The organism is Vibrio sp. 1978, assembly GCF_033344345.1.
Genome location: NZ_JAWPOP010000702.1, coordinates 1 through 609, shown reverse-complemented (window position 1 = coordinate 609; position 609 = coordinate 1). Strand labels below are relative to the sequence as shown.

The following is a 609-nucleotide window of genomic DNA, read 5'->3' as shown; positions in this document are numbered from 1 at the left end:
TTAAGAGGAACGCCAGGCGCGTCAGACACGCAGGAAGCATAAGCCGGGTCTCGAGCATCCATCACCAACTGCGCTCGACCTCGATGCAGGTTAATGATGTCATACACGACGCCCTCATGATGCGGTAAATCCATTAGCGAAGTAGACCAATATTCCGAATTCGCTGGCCAACCAAAACCTCCGCCATCTTTGTCTTCTTCATAGATGCTTTCAGTCCCATCCCAAACACTGCCTCGTGATGCACGATACAAGCTAAACAACTCATTGCGTGTGGCACGACGCCAGTTGTCACGGCCAGCAAAGTTTCTTACAGACAAATCATGACACCAGTTTGCGTATTGGCTGGTTAAGCCTGCGCGATCACGTCCGTATTGGTTGAACATCGCAAAGTCACCCACAGGGCCGCGTGTACCGTCTTCCGTTTTGATGCCAACGTAAGTTTTTGGTTTTGTCGCGTCGTAGCTCAAAGGTTTAACAAGCTCATAGCCTAGTTTGTTCATGAGCTTCACTGATGGTGGTGCGGTAAATAGGCGACCATCTTCATCACTCGCTACCATCAAACACGCTTCCACGCTTCCTTCTCCTGAACGAGGCTGTGGGCAAATAGAG

Annotated in this window: 1 pseudogene; it reads right to left on the bottom strand. The window is 50.2% G+C overall.

Going from position 1 to position 609, the window contains the following annotated elements:
- Positions 1–572 (bottom strand): annotated as a pseudogene (locus R8N49_RS28645) (hypothetical protein); the annotation flags it as partial.
- Between the last annotated feature and the right edge of the window lie 37 nt (positions 573–609).